We start from the raw sequence: 18,105 nt of genomic DNA, 5'->3' as shown, positions 1-18,105 counted from the left end.
TTATCCTATGGACCTTCGCAATATTGCGATCATCGCACACGTGGACCACGGCAAAACAACGCTGGTGGACGAACTTCTGAAACAGTCCGGCGCGTTCCGGGAAAATCAGGAGGTGGCTGAACGTGCCATGGACTCCAATGACCTTGAGCGCGAGCGAGGCATCACCATTTTTGCCAAGCCAACCTCGGTTGAGTGGAAAGGCACCCGTATCAACATTGTAGACACACCCGGTCACGCCGATTTTGGCGGTGAAGTGGAACGTATTCTGTCGATGGTGGACGGTGTTGTATTGCTGGTTGATGCCGCCGAAGGCCCAATGCCGCAAACCAAGTTTGTGACCTCCAAAGCGCTTGCTTTGGGTTTGCGACCAATTGTGGTCCTGAACAAGGTCGACAAACCGGATGCCGAACCTGACCGCGCATTGGATGAATGCTTTGATCTGTTTGCATCTTTGGATGCCTCCGAAGATCAGCTGGACTTCCCACATATGTATGCATCTGGTCGCTCGGGCTGGGCCGACGCCGAGCTGGATGGTCCCCGCAAGGACCTGCACGCACTGTTTAACCTGATCGTCAATCACGTTCCGGTTCCAAAGCAACTGGCGCATCAGAACGAAGACTTCCGGATGCTCGCCACCACATTGGGCGCTGACCCGTTTGTGGGCCGTATTCTGACCGGTCGGGTTGAAGCCGGCTCGCTCAAAGTTGGCGCCACGGTTCAGGCTTTGACCCGCGTCGGTCAAAAAATCGAACAATTCCGTGTGACCAAGGTTCAGGCGTTCCGCGGCTTGGCACAGCAAGACATTCCCGAAGCCCAAGCCGGTGACATCGTATCAATTGCGGGCATGTCCAAAGCGACAGTGGCTGACACCATCTGCGCCTTGGCGGTGGATGATCCTCTTGAAGCACAGCCAATCGACCCGCCCACCATCACCGTGACCTTTGGTATCAATGATAGCCCATTGGCTGGTCGTGACGGCAAAAAAGTTCAATCACGCGTGATCCGCGACCGCCTGATGAAAGAAGCCGAATCCAACGTCGCCATCAAGATCGCTGACACCCCCGGAGGAGAAGCATTCGAAGTCTCTGGACGTGGCGAATTGCAGATGGGTGTTCTCATCGAGAACATGCGTCGCGAAGGCTTTGAGCTGTCAATCTCTCGTCCGCAGGTCATTATGAAGGAAGACAACGGACAACGGATGGAGCCAATCGAAGAAGCCACCATTGACGTGGATGATGAATACTCGGGCGCCGTCATTGAAAAACTGACCGGTGCCCGCAAAGGTGAATTGGTTGAAATGCGCCCCGCAGGGGCAGGCAAGACTCGCATCATTGCACATGTCCCGTCTCGCGGCCTGATTGGTTACCACGGTGAGTTCTTGACCGACACGCGCGGCACCGGGGTTCTGAACCGTGTGTTCCATGGCTGGTCCCCCTACAAAGGTTCAATCCCGGGCCGTCGTGCTGGTGTTCTGATCTCGATGGAAAACGGTGTCTCTGTGGCCTATGCCCTTTGGAACCTGGAAGATCGCGGCAAGATGATGATCGGCGCTCAAGAGCAAATCTATACCGGTATGATCATTGGCGAACACAGCCGTGAAAATGATCTGGAAGTGAACCCACTCAAGGGTAAAAAGTTAACCAACGTGCGGGCCAGCGGTACAGACGAGGCCGTGCGCCTGACCACGCCGATCAAGCTTTCGCTGGAAGAAGCCATTGCTTACGTCAATGACGATGAGCTGGTCGAAGTGACGCCGAACTCGATCCGCTTGCGCAAACGCCATCTGGATCCTCATGAGCGCAAACGCATGGCGAAATCAGCGCAGTAAGACATCGGGCGACCTAAACGGTCGCCCTTTTTCTTTGCGGGCTTGTTTCAACCTGTTTTTTGATCGTAAGTTAAACCCGACTTTGGGGGCCGCTCGATTGAAATGAATAGACTTTTTACAACTATTGTACTCGTAATCGCAGTGGCAACTTTTGCCTTTGGGGCAATGACACAGCAGTCGCGCGCCGACGGCTTTGATATGGCGCAGCTTTCCAGACTTCCGCCCCCCTCGGAAGGGCCTTTGCAGGTTGGTGTGGGCATCCAAATCAATCAAATCACCGGTGTAAACCAGCAAGAGGAAAACTTTGGAGTCGTTGGCACATTGGTGATGCAACTTAACTTGCCGAGACTTGCGTTTGCCGATGATGACAGCACACAGGACTACCGCAGATACCGGCCCGATGAATTTGTAGAACTGGCTACAGAACAGGGAATTACCCTGCCCGCGTTCCTTCTGCAAAACCAACAAGGTCGCCGGTTTGTCCAGCAAGCCATCGTCATGTTGCAAAGTGACGGAAATGCTGCCTATGTAGAGAGGTTCTCTGCAACGCTGCAGGCCCCTCACTTTAATTTTCGCAGATACCCATTTGATAAACAAACATTTTACGTAGAAATTTCCTCACTTTTCCCACGTAACTTTGTCGAGTTTTTCCCTCTGGAAGATCAATCCGGATTGGGCGGCTTATTGGGCGAAGAAGAATGGGTTCTTTATGGCGCCCAGATGGAAACCAAATTTGTCACTGGCTTTACTGGGCTCGAAACATCGCAAATCGCGCTTCGGTTTGAAGGACGCCGACACATAGTGTTTTATGTCCTTCGCCTCATGCTTCCTTTGATGATCATTTTGATGGTTAGCTGGGCCACCTTTTTCCTTCAGGAATACCGCCGCAGAATTGATATGGCCTCGGCCAATCTATTGGTTTTTGTGGCGTTTAACTTTGCTATTTCAACAACTCTGCCAAAACTGGGTTATCTGACCTTTATTGATTCCCTGTTGGTCGGCATGTTTGTCATTACGGGCTCAATGGTTTTGGTGAACATCGCTTTGCGACGCCTCAAAATCAATGATCGTGAAGCTTTGGCGCGCAAAATAGACAGGTACCTTGTGGTGTGGATTTATCCGGCAATTCACGCGGGCTTCCTGTTTTGGGCAGTGAAGTTTTATCTGATCTAAGACGTCAGGCCAACGGCTCGAATGGCTCGACCCGAACGTTTTGTCCACGGAATGTACAAAACGAATTGGGTGCAATTTCGTGCCATCCCGCTTCGCCTTTGTCCAACGGTTCGCTCACCACGGCGCGTCCCTGCCGTGTCTCGCTCCAGCGGTGATAGATGGTTGGTGCACGATTGTCTGATGCATAGCGGATCGCATACAGGGTCTCGCCATTGGAAAAGGCCGCACCTATGCGCATATGCGGCCTGCTACCCTTGTCCTGGCTCATTCTTTGTAAAATTCCGACGGCAATTTCCATTGCACCCTTGGGATCCTCTTCCAGTCCTTCGACCAATCCCAACAGAAACATCACCTCGCTGTCCGTTGCGCCTTTGCGCTGGTGATACAGCTCATCCGGGATCAGCATGTCCGCACGCCGGCGAAATGTTTCGAACCCGCCAACCTGACCGTTGTGCATAAACGACCAACGTCCAACCACAAAGGGATGGCAGTTATTTCGGCTGGTCGCGGTCCCGGTTGAGGCCCGCACATGCGCCAGAAATAGCGGTGAGCGCACCTGCGCGGTCAGGGACTTGAGGTTGGGATCAGACCAGGCCGGATGCGTGTCACGGTACAAACCAGGTTCGGGTCGCCGAGCATACCACGCCACACCAAAACCATCAGCATTGGTCTGTGTCTTACATTCCGTTGCGCTTACACTTTGCTGGATCAGCGAATGATCTGGCCGGGTGACGACATCCTCAAGATAACAGGGTTGCCCGATATAGGCGGCCGAACGACACATGACCCAGACTCCTTTTGGGGAACGCCTATACGGTTTTCCCAAAAGGTTCAATATAAAACCAAGTATTTTTGTAAGGTTAACGTATTTTGAATTTTTGAAAAGCCTGAACGGTTATTCGTCCGTCTCAACAACCATCAGTTCACGCTCCGACGCTCCGCGCGCATGAGCCAGCGCCTCTTGGTATTCGGGGCTGTGATAGCAGGCCACCGCTGTGTCCACATCCGGAAACTTTGCGACAACATTGCGAGGACGCTCTTTGCCCTCAAGCTGCACGAACCGCCCGGCACGCGCGATGAAATGACCGCCGTGCTTGGCAATCGCGGGCCCGGCCAGCGCTGCGTATTTTCCGTAAGCCTCTGCATCCGTGACTGTTACGTGAGCAATCCAAAGCGCACCCATATCTTATCCTCCGATCACAGCTTCGGCGGCGGATATCGCGGCCTCGGCGTTGCTTGCATCTTTGGCGCCACCCTGCGCCATGTCAGGGCGGCCACCGCCCCCCTTGCCACCCAGAGCTTCCACGGCAGCACGCACGAGGTCAACCGCCGACACGTTTCCTTTGATATCGTCGGTGACACCAGCGGCCACCGCAACCTTGTCGCCGGTATCCGCAATCAAAAGAACCGCGCCGCTTTCCATGCGGGCTTTGTGTTCGTCGATCAAAGGGGGCAAATCGCGACCAGACACGCCAGACAACACCTGCGCAAAGAACTTTACGCCGGCGATCTCTTTGTCGTCTGCGCCACCACCCTGCCCGGCGCCACCGGCCATCGCCAGTTCTCGGCGCAGTTGCGCAACCTCATTCTGCAAAGCCTTACGTTCGTCCATCATCGCTTTCAGGCGATCCAGAACATCCACAGGTTGAGCTTTGAGCGCGCCTGCCACATCTGCCATGCGACCCGCTTCGCGCTCAAGATGCGTAAAAGCTGCCTCGCCTGTCAGCGCCTCGATACGACGCACCCCAGCACTTGAGGCCGAGTCGCCAAGGATCACACAAACACCAATGTCACCGGTCTGCCTGACATGTGTGCCACCACAAAGCTCCAGCGAATAGGTTGTGCCATCCATGCCTTTGCCAGTTTCCGCGCGGCCCATCGAAACAACCCGAACTTCGTCGCCGTATTTTTCACCAAACAATGCCTGAGCCCCAATCCCGCGGGCATCATCCGGCGTCATGATCCGGGTTTCCACGGCCGTGTTCTGGCGAATATAGGCATTCACATCCAAGCCAACCCTGTGCAATTCGTCAGCGCTCAGCGCCTTGGCATGGCTGAAATCAAACCTCAGACGGTCTTCTGCATTAAGCGAGCCACGCTGCGCGACGTGATCGCCCAAAGCCTCGCGCAGTGCTTCGTGCAACAGGTGCGTGGCCGAGTGATTGGCGCGGATCGCCGTTCTGCGCCCGTGATTCACCTCAAGCTCGACCGGCTCACCTTTGGTCATCGCACCGCTTTCTACGCGCACTTTGTGGGCATAGATTTTCGCATCTGCAAACTTGCGCGTATCCTCGACCACCGCAACCTCATTGCGGTTTTCAAGACGACGGATCACACCTGTGTCTCCGACCTGACCGCCGGACTCACCGTAAAACGGCGTTTGGTTTACGACGACCCAACCGGTCGTTCCGGCGTCAATCTTATCAACCTCGGCACCATCCACAATCAGAGCACTGATCTGGCCTTCGGCTTTTTCGGTATCATAGCCAAGGAAATCAGTGGCCCCATCTGCATCCAAAAGATCAAACCAAACAGCATTATCTGCCGCGTCACCTGACCCCGACCACGCCGCGCGCGCCTTAGCTTTCTGCGCTTCCATTGCCGCATCAAAGCCGTCGGTGTCCACTTCACGGCCCTTTTCGCGCAACGCATCCTGCGTCAGGTCCAATGGGAAACCATAAGTGTCATAAAGTTTAAACGCGGCTTCACCCGCCAATGGCGAGCCCTCATCCAAACCATCCAATTCGTCATCCAGCAGCTTGAGTCCGCGGTCCAAAGTTTGCTTGAACCGGGTTTCTTCCAGCTTCAGAGTTTCTTCGATCAAGGCTTGTGCTTGCCCCAGTTCAGGGAACGCAGCCCCCATTTGGCTGACCAGCGATGGCACCAATTGATACATAACCGGATCTTTGGCCCCCAACAGATGGGCGTGTCGCATGGCACGTCGCATGATCCGGCGCAGCACATATCCCCGCCCGTCATTTGACGGCATCACCCCATCAGCAATCAGGAACGACGTGGACCGCAAGTGGTCCGCAATCACCCGGTGATGCACGTTCTTGTCGCCAAAAGGATCGGTCGAAGTTGCGCCTGCTGAGGCCTCGATCAAGGATTTGAAAAGATCCGTATCATAATTGTCATGGCTGCCTTGCAACAGCGCGCCGATACGCTCGAGCCCCATGCCGGTATCAATCGACTGCATGTCCAGTGCGCGCATTGAACCATCTTCAAACTGTTCGTTCTGCATGAAAACGATGTTCCAGATTTCAATGAAGCGATCACCATCTTCCTCGGGACTACCAGGAGGGCCACCCCAAATATGGTCGCCGTGATCATAGAAAATCTCGGTGCAGGGGCCGCATGGCCCCGTGGGACCCATTTGCCAGAAATTGTCTGATGTCGCGATGCGGATAATCCGCTCTTCCGGAACGCCGATTTTCCTCCAGATATCATAGGCTTCGTCGTCTGTGTGATACACAGTGGTATAAAGCCGTTTAGGATCGATTCCAAACTCTTTGGTGATCAGGTTCCAGGCAAACGGGATAGCCTCTTCCTTGAAGTAATCTCCAAACGAAAAGTTGCCGAGCATTTCGAAAAATGTGTGGTGACGCGCGGTATAGCCTACGTTGTCGAGGTCATTGTGTTTGCCGCCTGCGCGTACACATTTTTGCGAGGTCGTGGCGCGTTGGTAGTCGCGATGCTCAACACCGGTAAACAGGTTCTTAAACTGCACCATGCCTGAGTTTACAAACATCAGGGTTGGATCGTTACGGGGCACAAGTGGGCTGGACGATACAATCTCATGGCCTTGCTTGGCGAAGTAATTCAGGAATGTGGACCGGATGTCGTTCAGACTGGGCATAAAATTGGTCTCTCGCGGCTGGTTTCAGACGTTCCACGAGGGTTTATAACCCCTGCCCGCGCCTGTCCACATGTCAAAGCGTAGAAGGACCAAATGATCAATTTCCTCGCCGGCCTTTTTTGTAAGTCGATTGTCTAAGGTCGCGAGGTTAGAACTTTTTATTGAAACGGCCACGTCATTTTCATGACATGACCGCTTCTCTGAAAAATCCAAGAAGATTTGCCTAAAAGGCAGGTCTACTTTTCGTCATCCATCAGGACATCATTGTCATCCTCGCCCTTGGGCATATCAAATTCCAGCCCATGAGCAGCGCGGATTTTGTCCTCAATTTCATAGGCAATCCGCTTGTTTTCCCGCAAAAACTGCTTGGCATTCTCACGGCCTTGTCCAATCCGTTCGTCACCATAGCTAAACCAAGATCCCGACTTGGCCACGACGCCAGCCGTGACACCCAGATCCAAAAGCTCACCGTTTTTCGAAATCCCTTCGCCATACATGATGTCGAACTCAACTTGCTTGAAGGGTGGTGCCACCTTGTTTTTCACAACTTTCACGCGCGTTGCGTTGCCGACGATTTCGTCACGGTCTTTGACGGCGCCAATACGGCGAATATCCAGACGAACCGAGCTATAAAACTTGAGCGCATTGCCACCTGTTGTTGTTTCCGGGCTGCCAAACATCACACCAATTTTCATCCTGATTTGGTTGATGAAAATCACCATACAATTCGAACGTGAGATTGAACCGGTTAGTTTGCGCATTGCCTGGCTCATAAGTCGGGCCTGCACGCCCACACTGGAATCGCCCATGTCGCCTTCAAGTTCTGATTTTGGAGTGAGAGCCGCAACCGAATCGACCACAACCATATTTACAGCCCCGGACCGCACCAGAGTGTCGGTAATTTCCAGGGCCTGCTCGCCTGTATCGGGCTGCGAAATCAGCAATTCGTCCAGATCAACACCCAGCTTTTTTGCATAAAGTGGATCCAGCGCGTGCTCCGCGTCCACAAAGGCGCATACACCGCCCGTTTTTTGTTCTTCCGCAATGCAATGCAAGGTCAGAGTGGTTTTACCCGAGCTTTCGGGGCCGTAGATCTCAATGATACGCCCCTTAGGGAGACCACCAATACCTAGTGCAATATCCAACCCTAAAGAGCCGGTTGAAGTGGATTCAATTTCCTGCGCCGGATTGTCGGCACCCAATTTCATAATCGACCCTTTACCGAACTGACGTTCGATTTGGGCCAAGGCGCTGTCCAGCGCCTTTTGTTTGTCTGCGGATTTTTTACTGCTCATTTCAAATAGCTCTGCCGTTGCCATGATTTGCATCCTTATTCCATACACCGCCGATGGCAGCAATGATTGCCTGTGTTCCCGTCTTGTTCTCACCCCTTATGAGATCAAAACAAGAACATTTCAATAGAATTTTCTCAAAAATACTTTTTCGCGGAAGCGTTAAAGAGTAGTTTACGAAAAAGAATGAAACCAAACAAAAAATGATTGAGGCTCTCAAATGCTTGTTTTTTGGAAAGAAAAACTAGTTCTGCTCTCGGTTCCCAAAACCGGCACCACCGCCCTTGAAAAGGCTCTGGCACCTTTGGCTTCCATAGTTGTCTCGGACCCGCCTGAGCTAAAACATGCGCCAGTCTACCGATACAATCGCTTTTTCCGGCCAATGTTTGAAAAGGCCTGTAAAGAAGACAATATGGAAACGGTCGCTGTAATGCGCGAACCCGTAAGCTGGTTAGGAAGCTGGTATCGATTTCGTCGTCGGGACTTTATGAAGGGGCGCCCAAACTCTACTCACGACGTGAGTTTTGACGAGTTTGTTGAAGCTTATGTCAGAGGCGTCAGACCTTGCTTTTCCAATGTCGGTAGCCAGGCCAAATTCCTTGAGCCTCGACCAAATGGCACCAGCGTCAAACACTTGTTTCGTTATGAGGATCAAGCAAAGTTGCTAGCCTTCTTACAGGACAGATTGGATACCCAAATTGCGTTATCACGCGAGAATGTCTCACCACCGATGGAATTGCGACTATCGCCACGCGTTGAAACACAACTACGAAGCCGATGCCCGGCCGAGTTCGAGCTTTATGAAAGCCTGTCGTGACCTAGGCCAATCTGCTCTTGAACAAGTCCCGTTAAGTCACTCAAAGAAAAGGGTTTTGGTAGAAATGCTGACCCTTCTATAGCCGCCTGCTTGTCTGAAAAACTATCTTCGGCATAGCCAGACATAAAGACAACTCTGATGTTGGGTCGGGTTTCACGTGCGCGCCTGACCCAGCTTGGCCCGTCTATTCCCGGCATAACCACATCGCTGACAAACAAGTCAACATGCGCGTCCGGATCTTCAAGAACTTCCAATGCCTCCTCACCGGATTCGGCCTCAAGAACACTAAATCCATGGAGTCGCAGCGCACGGGAGGCAAAACTGCGAACAGGAGCTTCGTCTTCGACCAGCAAAACCACCCCACCGCGGACTTCAACATCACCTTCTTCACGCATTTGCTTAGGGGGTTCCGTTGGCTTCTCATAGAGTTCGTGCACAGGAAACAGAAGCGAGAAGGTTGTGCCCTCACCCAATACGCTGTCCACAAATATGTACCCGCCGGTTTGCTTGACGATCCCATAAGCCGTTGACAATCCAAGTCCCGTACCCTCTCCGGTGCGTTTGGTTGTATAAAAGGGTTCAAAAATCTTCTGAAGCTTTTCCGGTGCAATACCACACCCTTCATCTGAGACTTTTACTCCGACGTATTTGCCCACAGGAACGGTCACCCGATCTCGCTCAAGTGGGTGCTCCAGAACAGTGCTTTCTGTTCTGATCGTGATTTCCCCGCCGTCCGGCATCGCATCACGCGCATTGACCACAAGGTTCATTAAAACCTGTTCCAATTGCCTCTTGTCGGCCCGGATCGAACGCAAGACCGGATCATGAACGAGGTTTAGAGCAATTTTTTCCCCGACAAGCCTGTTCAGCAAATGCGTTAGATCAGCCATGGTATCACGCAAATTCAAGACTTTGGGTTGCAGGTTTTGCTTGCGGGAGAACGCCAGAAGTTGCCCAACCAAAGCCGCCGCCCGATTTGCATTTTGATTGATCTGCGTGAGATCGCCAAAATCGGGGTCTCCCTGATCATGACGCAGAAGCAAAAGGTCGCAGTGACCGGTAATTGCTGTCAGTAAGTTGTTGAAGTCATGCGCAACACCGCCGGCAAGCTGGCCAATTGCCTGCATCTTTTGGCTTTGGACAAACTGTGCCTCAAGCGATTTAAGCTCAGTTGCGTCACTCAGAACCGCAATGAGGGTTGTCTGTTCGCCTTCGACAATGCGATTCAAGCTGACTTGTACAAAGACTTCTCGATCATCGTTTTTCAGGAGCAAAAACTCTGAATGGTGATCGCCGTGGCCAGCCGCTGCTTCGGTTAGCCAATCGCCAATCGAGCGCCCCAACCCCTCCATCAGGTCACTCATGCTGGTGCCCGTCTCAATGGGTCTGCGCACCAATGTTCGCGCGGCGCGATTGGCGGTTTGAATCTGCCCGTTCACATCGACTTTCAACAAAGCCACCGGTAAATCGTCAAACTGTACTGCACTGTTTTTTGTTGGCGGCATGACGGTGGGTAGCAAATAGATTTCACGCCGCCCGCAAGACAGAGGAAATTCAGCAACCAGACACTGGCGGCGCCCATCCGGCGTTTCAACCGTGTTCGCCTCTCCGGAAACCGGGTCCTTTTTACCGAAAATCTCGCTTAGGACAGCCTTGCGTCCGCCCAGAATATCACGAGCAGCGGCATTCATGAACAAAATAGACTCCCGGCGACCGACAGTGATCATTGGCAACCTGGGAACACCAGAAGCATGCGTGTTACGCACATCGCCCTGATCACGCTCAATCTGCCACTGGAAAACACCTTGAGCCACTTCAGCCACATGCACGCTCAGACGCCCGTTGCGAACCGCACACAGGTCACTTGCTTTGCCTTCTTTTCGAGCCTGTTGAAGCAAGGAGGCCACAAGCCCGTCTGCATCTGCTGTGGCATCCCTGAGCCGCGTCGAGATCAGGCTTCCCTCAGCCCTGGTGTCACAGTTTGACGCCAGCACAATACCGAGAGCATCACTCAAATACTGCTGATGCGGTCTACGGGCAATCATTGCGCCAAGCGCTCGCGAAACGGTACTGGAGTTGCGTTTTTGCATCCGCCTGCGCGCGAGGGAAATCAAGTTGACCGCAACAACAATTCCGCCGCTTAACCCCAGCGCAAAACGCAACTGAGGATGAACAAAAGCCATCGAGGCCACCAAAAGCCCCCCAGCCATGGCCCACAAAAACACCGTTGGGGCAACGCTAGCCACTTGCAGCTTTTCCTGCGCCGTGAACGCCATTCTGCCCTCCTGTCAAACTTTAGAACACGGTGTATCAAAAGCCTTAACAGGCATTTAAAACAGAATACACTTATAGGTTGAATACAGGAATTGTCAGGTTCGGGTCAACAGGGCCAGAAAGAAACCATCGCAACGTTCGGTGATTTGCCAATGATGGGTTGCGCTGCACGTCCAGTCACTATGTCTGGCTATAAAACGATCTATTTGATTTTCGTTTTCCTCTCTCAACATTGAACATGTCGCGTAAGCAATTGTTCCTGATGAGTTAACGCGATCGCAAGCGTTGTCTAGTATTTCAGACTGCACGTCCAAAAGGGCCTTTAAGTCATCGGGAGAAAAGCGCCATTTGGCATCGGGGCTGCGACGCCATGTACCGCTCCCGGAACAGGGTACATCACAAAATACCAAATCAAAACCTGGTTCCCGCGTCAGTTGATTATCATCAAAAATCTGGACCTGAAGCCCAGCACGATCTGCTCTTACAGGCAAATCAGACATTCTTTGTGGAAGGGCATCATGCGCCACAAACGTTCCGCCAATACGTCCCCCCATGGCCAGTGTCTTGCCACCACCTCCGGCACAATAGTCAAGCACCCGCATGCCATCCCGCAGAGGCAATTGTGCAATAGCAGCCTGGCTAGAGGCGTCCTGAACTTCAATGTAACCTTCCTTGAATGCCTGTGAATTGGGCACCTTTCGCGGGCCTTCGATCACCTCAAGCGCCGTGTCCGCCAAGGGACAAACGACCGTTTCAACCCCATCGGTTCGCAAAAGATCAATCGCCGCCTCGCGGGTTGTTTTTTGCAAATTGACACGCAGGAATACCGGCGCACGCTTCCGCAAAGCCTTGGCATTCTCCAAAAAGGCGTCGCCAAGCGATGCCTGAAGCAACGGCTGTACCCAATCTGGCAAATCCAGAGCGCGTTCCGATTGCATGACCTCATCCATTGCACGATCTTCTACGCTCAGGACACTGGGTCCATAGCCCTGCCCGGAAAACAAGTCTTCCAGATCCGCACCATCCTGAGCCAACAGCCCAATCATCAAGGACCGCCCGGTTTCAACGGTATCAGCCGCCAATACCGACCGCCGTCTGCGCAAAACGTCGAAAACGTGATCGCGCACGGCGGCCCGGTCTTTTGATCCGGCAAACCGGGATTTGCGGGCCCAGCCGGTCAGTACTTTTTCCGCAGGCGTACCTTCGAGAATCTGATCCAGCAGCTCTATCGCTGTTTGAACGCGTGCAGCCGGCGTCATCAACCGACCCTGTAGTTGGGGCTTTCGCGGGTGATCTGCACGTCATGAACGTGACTTTCCTTGAGCCCTGCGCCGGTGATCTTCACGAATTTGCAATCCTTGCGCATTTCTTCAACCGTAGCGCAGCCTGTATAGCCCATAGCCGCGCGTAAACCGCCAACCAATTGGTGAATGACGGCACCCGCGCCACCTTTGTAAGGCACCTGACCTTCGATTCCTTCCGGCACCAGTTTGTCGCTGGCCGCATCCTTTTGGAAATAGCGATCCGCCGACCCACGCGCCATTGCGCCAAGGCTGCCCATACCACGGTAGCCTTTAAAGCTACGGCCTTGATAAAGAATGACTTCTCCGGGGCTTTCATCAGTGCCCGCAATCATCGACCCAACCATGGCGCAACTGGCACCGGCTGCAATTGCCTTGGCAAAATCGCCCGAAAACTTGATGCCACCATCCGCAATCACCGGCGTATCTCCGGCGGCTGAAGAACAGTCGTCAATCGCGGTCAGTTGAGGTACGCCCACACCCGCAACCATACGTGTGGTACAAATCGACCCCGGTCCGATGCCCACTTTGACCGCGTCAGCGCCAGCATCAATCAGGGCCTTGGTCGCGTCACCGGTGGCCACATTGCCCGCAATTACCTGTACATCAATGGACTGAGCCTTGATGCGTCGCACCGCTTCGATCACGCCCTCAGAGTGGCCGTGCGCTGTGTCGACAACAACGATGTCCACACCCGCATCAATCAATTGCTCAGACCGCGCAAAGCCGCTGTCACCCACTGATGATGCCGCCGCGACGCGCAGACGCCCCAGATCATCTTTGCAGGCTGTTGGGTTCAAAACAGCCTGCTCAGTATCTTTCAGGGTCAACAAACCGGTCAGCTTGCCTTCGCCATCGGTCACCAACAGCTTTTCAATGCGGCGTGCGCGCATCAGGCTCTTGGCTTCTTCCAAATCAGCTGGCTCATGCAAAATAGCAAGGTTATCAGTCGTCATCATTTCTCTGACTGGCATGTCGTCTGACGTCGCGAACCGCATATCCCGGTTGGTCACAATGCCTTCTACCCGACCTGTCGAATCTACAACTGGGAATCCGGTGAAGTTATAGCGTTCGACCAAGGCTCTGGCATCAGCGATGGTTTGATCGCGGGTCAAAGTGACCGGGTTGTAGACGATTCCGGATTCAAACCGCTTTACCCGCCGTACTTCACGTGCCTGAGTTTCAGCATCAAGGTTCTTGTGGATAACCCCCATACCGCCAGCCTGCGCCATGGCAATGGCCATACGGGCTTCGGTCACTGTGTCCATCGCGCTCGACAAAAGAGGAATATTCATGGAGATCGACCGCGTCACACGGGTGCGCGTATCCGCCGTAGAAGGCAACACGGCAGACGCCGCCGGAACCAACAGTACATCATCAAAAGTGAGAGCCTCACGAATCTCCATCACACATCTCCTTGGCATGACCTCGTTTGGCGGTTTCCTATTACATGCAATGGGTCTTTGCGAAACCCCCAAATTCGCCACACCCATTGGGAAACGGACAATCTCGGTCTCCCCAATTGCCAAAACGCCCCTGCCGAAGGCCTCGAATTTGATTACCATGCCGCAGGTAAACCTTTTGATGCCGCTCCTTGCCTTTCACACCTTCAAAGGCCAGATATGTTGAAACGAGCGAACAAGACGACAGGACTAATCAATGAGCAGCGATCCCCTCGTGATCTTTACCCCTTCGGGCAAACGCGGACACTTTCCGGTCGGAACCCCCATTTTGACAGCCGCCCGTCAGCTGGGAGTGGATTTGGACTCGGTCTGTGGTGGTCGCGGTATTTGCTCCAAATGCCAGATCACACCGTCGTATGGAGAATTCTCCAAGCACGGCGTCACCGTGGCCCAAGACGCGCTCAGCGAATGGAATTCTGTCGAACAACGCTATCAGGACAAACGCGGGCTGATCGACGGGCGTCGGCTGGGCTGTCAGGCGGCTGTGCAAGGTGACGTCGTAATTGATGTTCCACCAGAATCTCAGGTGCACAGGCAAGTTGTGCGCAAAGCCGCCTCATCACGCAACATCGTTATGGACCCGGCCACGCATCTATACTTTGTCGAGGTCCAGGAACCCGATATGCACGAGCCTACTGGCGATCTGGAGCGGCTGGAACGTGCGTTACAGGATCAATGGGGCATTGAGCACATTACGGCCGACTTGACTGTCCTGACCCGCCTACAGCCCGTTTTGCGCAAGGGTCAATGGCAGGTCACCGTGGCTTTGCACAAGTCCCACAAGGATACCTGCCACAAGGTTGTGGAAATCTGGCCGGGCCTGACCGAAGACCGCATCTATGGTCTGGCGATTGATCTTGGCTCAACCACCATCGCAGCACATCTTTGCGACTTGCGCAACGGCGAGGTTAAAGCCTCGTCCGGGGTGATGAATCCGCAAATTCGCTTTGGCGAAGACCTGATGAGCCGGGTCAGCTATGCGATGATGAACCCCGGTGGCGACAAAGAAATGACCACCGCCGTGCGCACCGCCATCAACGGTCTGACCGAGGCCATCTCAACCGAGGCTGGCATTCGCCCTTTCCAAATTCTGGAAACCGTATTCGTGTGTAACCCGGTCATGCACCACTTGTTGTTGGGCATTGATCCGGTGGAATTGGGTCAGGCGCCTTTTGCGCTGACCACGTCAGAGTCGCTGGCGATGAATGCGCGGGATCTTGATCTCAACGTGATGAATGAAAACGCCCAAGTCTACATCCTGCCGTGTATTGCAGGTCACGTCGGTGCAGATGCCGCAGCGGTAGCGTTGGCCGAAGAACCGGGCAAATCCGAAGACCTTGTGCTGGTTGTGGACGTCGGCACCAATGCCGAAATCCTGCTGGGCAACAAAGAGCGTGTACTGGCGTGTTCCTCCCCCACGGGGCCTGCATTTGAAGGTGCCCAAATCAGCAGTGGCCAACGGGCCGCCCCCGGGGCCATTGAGCGAATAGAAATTGACCCGGTCACCAAAGAGCCCCGATTCCGGGTGATTGGATCAGATACGTGGTCCGATGAGGACGGTTTTGAACATGTCATCGCCACCACGGGCATTTCAGGCATCTGCGGATCTGGCATTATTGAGGCCGTCGCCGAAATGCGCATGGCGGGTTTGCTTGACCCCAGCGGGCTGATAGGCTCGGCCGAAAAAACTGGCACCGAGCGCTGCATCCCCGAGGGACGGACCCACGCCTATGTGATCCACGACGCACGCGCAGATGGTGGGCCCCTGATTTCTGTCACCCAAGGCGACATTCGCGCCATTCAACTGGCCAAATCCGCGCTTTACGCCGGGGCCCGCCTTTTGATGGATGAAATGAACGTCGAAACCGTGGATCGAGTTGTGCTGGCTGGCGCCTTTGGTGCCCATATCTCGAACAAACACGCTATGGTGCTGGGTATGATCCCGGACGCACCGCTGGACAAGGTCACGTCTGCGGGCAACGCCGCCGGAACAGGCGCGCGGATCGCGCTGTGCAATGTCGGCTCTCGTCGCGAGATTGAGACCACAGTTGGCGAGATCACCAAAGTCGAAACCGCCATTGAGCCAAGGTTTCAAGAGCATTTCATCAATGCCAGCGCTATCCCACATGCGACGGACCCGTTCCCGGAATTATCCAAGATCGTGACGCTGCCAGATGTGAACTTTAACACAGGCGGTGGCGACACGGATGGCGAAGGTGGTGGACGTCGTCGCAGACGCCGCCGCGGATAAGCAACATCTGCTCCAAGCTTGACAGGACAACCTGTGGCTCTGCACTATCGCGCCATTCTAACAATGATTGGCGCGCGTATTTATGGCCAAGATTATCGTATGTATTGATGGCACCGGAAACGAGATCGGCGATCGCGATTCCAACGTGCTAAAACTGTATCGTGCGCTCGATAAGACGACGCAAAAAGCACGATATTTCATGGGCATAGGCACCTATGACGGGTCGCAAAAATTTGGTCGCCTTCGGCAGGCTGTAACAGGCTTTCTTGGGCAAACTTTTGGGCTGGGCCTGGAAGATGATGTGCTTGGCGCATATCGCTATCTCTGCGAGACCTACCAAAGCCACGAAGATAAAGAGGAAGAGCGCGGTTCGGGCAATTTTGCCAATGATCAGATTTACATCGTCGGGTTTTCACGCGGCGCCTATGCTGCTCGAATTCTGGCCGGATTCATCCATAATTTCGGTTTGGTGGATGCCAACCACATTCACCTGATCGAACCGGTATTCCGTGCCTATAGACGGGTAACCGACTTTGGCAAAAGTGCCAGTGACGACAAGGTCTTTCAGTCGTTGCGCGAATATGAACGGGTCATGCGCCCACAGTCAGCTCCAATCCGCGCGCTGATGCTGTTTGACACGGTCAATTCACTGATCCGGTTCCGCCGTCCGCTTCATAACCTTCGGAAATTTGGCAGCCTGGCCGAGATCGGAACACATGCCAACGTCAACAGCAACGTTTCGGTACGGATTGTGACTCATGCTCTGTCCATTGACGAACGTCGGACAATGTTTCGCGCCCAACACTGGGATCCGGAACCGGATGCGGACGGCCAGCCGGTTTATTACGGCAACAACTTTCGCCACGAGTCCCGCCGCCGCCGCCAATACCTTATCCAACGCTGGTTTCCGGGATTTCACTCGGACATTGGCGGATCGCCCGCGGAAAATGAAAGCGGCATTGGCAAGCTGACCCTTTTGTGGTCGCTGAATGAACTGGCCACAGCCGAGCGTCAGGCAGATGCCGAAGACAACGCCGCGCGCAAAAAGGCCGGCAAACCACCCCTTCCACGTCCACGGTCTTATGGGCTGAAACTCTCTACCCGTCGCGCCAATAAGGACCTCAAAGGTCTTGATCCAGACGCCCGTACTCCCGGAGGGTTGCCTTATGCCAAACCAGACCCCCTGGCGCCGATCCACAATTCCTTCTGGCATAGCAAGGGTGCTCCGCTTTGGCACATATTAGAAATCCTACCTAAGTCTTTGAAGCGTAGGGAAAAAGGAGAGACAAATTGGTTCAGGCGTGGGTTGATCTGGTATCTGCCGTTGAAAGAACCCCGCAAAATTGCAGACAAAAGCGATGTGGATGACAGCGCCTATCAGCGTCGAGACACGCCGTCCCAAAATTACGATCCGCCAAACCTTCCATAGAGATTGTTTTGAAAGCGGCGATCCTACATTGACCCGCCAAGTTCCGCGCGTTATCTCAACCCCAGCGGCGGGTATGGTGAAAAGGTATCACGGCAGCTTCCCAAGCTTTAGTTACGGGTTCAATTCCCGTTACCCGCTCCACGTTCAACACTTCCAAGCACTTAGCGTCCTGAGTTATACTTTAGGAGAAACGCTTTGCCAGCTAGGAATACCGAAATGTCTCATCTTCCCAAAGGTCTGCATAAACGCGGTGACGTGTATGCTTATCGTTATGTTGTACCCAAGGAAGAACGACAAAATACGTCTCATAGGCTCATAATCAATGTCTGACGTCAGCGCCTATGGGTCCAATTAGGGTGATTTGATAAGGGAGAGTTTCTGGCTCATCGTAGCCACTGAGGAGTGGAAGATGAGAAAG

At 53.7% G+C, this 18,105-nt stretch carries 12 protein-coding genes and 1 tRNA gene; 6 read left to right on the top strand and 7 right to left on the bottom strand.

All coding sequences use genetic code 11. The features are described from left to right. The first annotated feature begins 7 nt into the window (after window positions 1-7). Together typA and BUC32_RS15245 are read left to right on the top strand one after the other, a co-directional pair. Window positions 8-1,828, top strand: a complete 1,821-nt coding sequence (gene typA, locus BUC32_RS15250) for a translational GTPase TypA (RefSeq protein ID WP_073254746.1) — start codon at window positions 8-10, stop codon at window positions 1,826-1,828. A 165-nt stretch (window positions 1,829-1,993) separates the two neighbouring features. After that, entirely contained in the window at window positions 1,994-3,001 is a 1,008-nt protein-coding gene (locus BUC32_RS15245; RefSeq protein WP_175556949.1) for a ligand-gated ion channel, read from the top strand. A 4-nt stretch (window positions 3,002-3,005) separates the two neighbouring features. Here BUC32_RS15245 and BUC32_RS15240 read toward each other — a convergent pair whose 3' ends face one another. The 4 genes from BUC32_RS15240 to recA form a co-directional block, all read right to left on the bottom strand. Further along, complete coding sequence (locus tag BUC32_RS15240; RefSeq protein ID WP_073254740.1) at window positions 3,006-3,785, bottom strand: class II glutamine amidotransferase; 780 nt, start codon at window positions 3,783-3,785, stop codon at window positions 3,006-3,008. Between the two features lie 111 nt (window positions 3,786-3,896). Then, window positions 3,897-4,184 (bottom strand): DUF1330 domain-containing protein, encoded by a 288-nt coding sequence (locus tag BUC32_RS15235; RefSeq protein ID WP_073254737.1) that lies wholly within the window; start codon window positions 4,182-4,184, stop codon window positions 3,897-3,899. 3 nt (window positions 4,185-4,187) lie between these two features. Next, window positions 4,188-6,860, bottom strand: coding sequence for an alanine--tRNA ligase (alaS, locus tag BUC32_RS15230; RefSeq protein WP_073254735.1), 2,673 nt, complete (start codon window positions 6,858-6,860; stop codon window positions 4,188-4,190). A gap of 236 nt (window positions 6,861-7,096) precedes the next feature. Then, on the bottom strand, window positions 7,097-8,179 hold the full coding sequence (recA, locus tag BUC32_RS15225) for a recombinase RecA (RefSeq protein WP_073254905.1): 1,083 nt from the start codon (window positions 8,177-8,179) through the stop codon (window positions 7,097-7,099). A gap of 193 nt (window positions 8,180-8,372) precedes the next feature. Between recA and BUC32_RS15220 the strand changes: the two genes are divergently transcribed. Further along, on the top strand, window positions 8,373-8,969 hold the full coding sequence (locus BUC32_RS15220; RefSeq protein WP_073254732.1) for a sulfotransferase family 2 domain-containing protein: 597 nt from the start codon (window positions 8,373-8,375) through the stop codon (window positions 8,967-8,969). On the opposite strand, the gene BUC32_RS15215 is transcribed toward BUC32_RS15220, so the two are convergent. The 3 genes from BUC32_RS15215 to guaB form a co-directional block, all read right to left on the bottom strand. Beyond that, window positions 8,951-11,245, bottom strand: coding sequence for an ATP-binding protein (locus BUC32_RS15215; protein WP_073254729.1), 2,295 nt, complete (start codon window positions 11,243-11,245; stop codon window positions 8,951-8,953). The two genes, BUC32_RS15220 and BUC32_RS15215, sit on opposite strands and share 19 nt — an antisense overlap. Before the next feature lie 93 nt (window positions 11,246-11,338). After that, window positions 11,339-12,502, bottom strand: a complete 1,164-nt coding sequence (locus tag BUC32_RS15210) for an RsmB/NOP family class I SAM-dependent RNA methyltransferase (RefSeq protein ID WP_073254726.1) — start codon at window positions 12,500-12,502, stop codon at window positions 11,339-11,341. After that, window positions 12,502-13,950, bottom strand: a complete 1,449-nt coding sequence (guaB, locus tag BUC32_RS15205; RefSeq protein ID WP_073254723.1) for an IMP dehydrogenase — start codon at window positions 13,948-13,950, stop codon at window positions 12,502-12,504. The genes BUC32_RS15210 and guaB overlap by 1 nt, the downstream gene beginning before the upstream one ends. Window positions 13,951-14,203: 253 nt before the next feature. On the opposite strand from guaB, the gene BUC32_RS15200 reads away from it, so the two are divergent. The 3 genes from BUC32_RS15200 to BUC32_RS15190 all read left to right on the top strand — a co-directional run bounded on the left by BUC32_RS15200 (window position 14,204) and on the right by BUC32_RS15190 (window position 17,828). Then, complete coding sequence (locus tag BUC32_RS15200; RefSeq protein ID WP_073254720.1) at window positions 14,204-16,258, top strand: ASKHA domain-containing protein; 2,055 nt, start codon at window positions 14,204-14,206, stop codon at window positions 16,256-16,258. 82 nt (window positions 16,259-16,340) lie between these two features. Further along, on the top strand, window positions 16,341-17,687 hold the full coding sequence (locus BUC32_RS15195; RefSeq protein WP_073254717.1) for a T6SS phospholipase effector Tle1-like catalytic domain-containing protein: 1,347 nt from the start codon (window positions 16,341-16,343) through the stop codon (window positions 17,685-17,687). Between the two features lie 67 nt (window positions 17,688-17,754). Continuing rightward, a tRNA-Gly gene (locus BUC32_RS15190) sits at window positions 17,755-17,828 on the top strand. The last annotated feature ends 277 nt before the right edge of the window (window positions 17,829-18,105 follow it).

Origin of the sequence: Shimia gijangensis (genome assembly GCF_900142085.1) — a bacterium.
Lineage (GTDB): Bacteria > Pseudomonadota > Alphaproteobacteria > Rhodobacterales > Rhodobacteraceae > Shimia > Shimia gijangensis.
Note: the sequence above shows the minus strand (reverse complement) of the source record. Positions and strands in the feature narration are given on the sequence as shown.